Origin of the sequence: Prevotella sp. HMSC073D09, from assembly GCF_001814145.1 — a bacterium.
In the GTDB taxonomy this organism is placed as follows: Bacteria; Bacteroidota; Bacteroidia; order Bacteroidales; family Bacteroidaceae; genus Prevotella; species Prevotella conceptionensis.
Map to the genome: position 1 here is coordinate 1 of NZ_KV815062.1, position 1,771 is coordinate 1,771.

2 protein-coding genes are annotated in these 1,771 nt (G+C 39.8%); both read right to left on the reverse strand.

Translation table 11 applies throughout. The features are described 5' to 3' along the window. Positions 1-125 precede the first annotated feature (125 nt). Positions 126-671, reverse strand: coding sequence for a hypothetical protein (locus HMPREF2955_RS03960; protein ID WP_083317617.1), 546 nt, complete (start codon positions 669-671; stop codon positions 126-128). A 64-nt stretch (positions 672-735) separates the two neighbouring features. Continuing rightward, positions 736-1,053, reverse strand: a complete 318-nt coding sequence (tssD, locus tag HMPREF2955_RS03965; RefSeq protein ID WP_070721243.1) for a type VI secretion system tube protein TssD — start codon at positions 1,051-1,053, stop codon at positions 736-738. Between the last annotated feature and the right edge of the window lie 718 nt (positions 1,054-1,771).

The following is a 1,771-nucleotide window of genomic DNA, read 5'->3' on the forward strand; positions in this document are numbered from 1 at the left end:
AAGAACGTTCCTAGCCACAACAACTTGCGCCTTTACCCTATTGACCGCTCATCTAACGTGCAGTATCTAGGTTTCAGTACTGCTGCTACCACCCGTTGGTGGTGTGACAACAACAAATACCCATATCATTCCTTTACACGTTTTAACTTGACAAGCTTTTTGCCACGAATTTCATACTCTGCAGTTAGTCCATGTCCCATGCTTGCGCGTTCGTTAAGTATTTCTTCATAAGAGAATACAACAACGATCTTTTGCAGTTTTGGCGATTTCTCGAGAACATAGTTATATAAATGTAGGGCAATTGTATCTTCGACATTTGCTGGTAAGGAATAGAAAGTTGAGGAGTCTTCTATTTTTATGGTAAACGTGTATGCATAGTTTTTATCCAACCGAATTTGGTTTTGGAATAAAGATTTTCCTTCCTTGTCTACATTATAAATGTATCTGTCTGCACCAGTCCAGCCCTCTTTTTCCTCCAAGTCGCTAAAGAACTGCTTTTCTCTAATTGAATGTTCTGGCTGATTGTTCGGCTTGGGCTGCATCATCATTCCCCATGCCAAGAAGTATATGCACACGAATAAAATGAAAAGGCCAACAAAGCATAGCAGCCACCACAAAACAGCTTTCTTATACTTATTATTCTTTGACAATGAGGTTTTGTCCATCGACATACGCATCTATGTTATTGTTAATTACAAACTTATCGTCAATCTTAATGCCAAATTGCATTTACCTTCAACATAAAATGGTATCTCCTGATAGTTTGTGTCGCCAAATATAGGCTTCATTGAACTGTATGCGGCGCACAGGTAGGTCGCCCAACCCATCGTAAATTTCGAGACATCCTCGTGCGCGAGGTTTGTCTTCGTCTTTGAGCATTAACTCTAAGATGAAATAGTCATTAGGAGCCTCCATCGACACATATAGGTTGCCGTCGGCAGGATAGTGCGATAAGAGATTTCCTCGCCATCCTACGAGACGATAAAAGCATTGGTCAAACAAGTTGACGTCGTAACTGCGGCCATTAAGTGTAAGGGTTGTGCGTGTGTCCATGAGGATTGAGTGTTATGGTTGTTCTGCAACAATTAGCATTTTCTTTTTAAACGACAAGGGAAAACTCTGTTGCAGTACGTTAGATTTTACGAACAAGTGCTAAACATAACCACACGCACTTTGTATGTTAACAGCATAAGGCACGATGCCCTAAAATGGCATATCAATTTGCATTCGTCCATACTATCTCATCGAGGCCGACTTGACTTTTAATCCTTCTGCAAATTGAGAGAAGTTTATTGCCTTTGTGCTGTAAAACCAAGATAAAAACCAACAACCCCCGAGGGTATCAACTCATCAACTTACAAACTCATCAAATCAAAATTTTAAATTATTATCTTTTATTTTACAACACAGCTCTAATTTTCGTTTCATTCTAGCGAAAATGTAGGCCATAAAGTAGGTAAATCACCCCTATTTCGGGCTTTTCTCGTTGTTTGTTCTGGCTGTTTTTAAGAGCAAAACCTGCATTTTGCACCATTTTGCCTTTCTATTTGGGTTGCCGACTCGTCTTTTTAAAAGCCCAACAACCTGCTTTTAGCCCCTAAAAACCCACTTTTTAACGACTATTTCGCCCTTTTCGGCCATGTTTTTCATGGTTCTAAAAGGTTTTATTTATACAATCGCGGTGGATATATATGCTTTTCGTCTCGCAATTAGCACCATTCCACCTTGCATTTTGCACCAAAACGGGTGTTAGTGGCGGTCGTTTTAAATA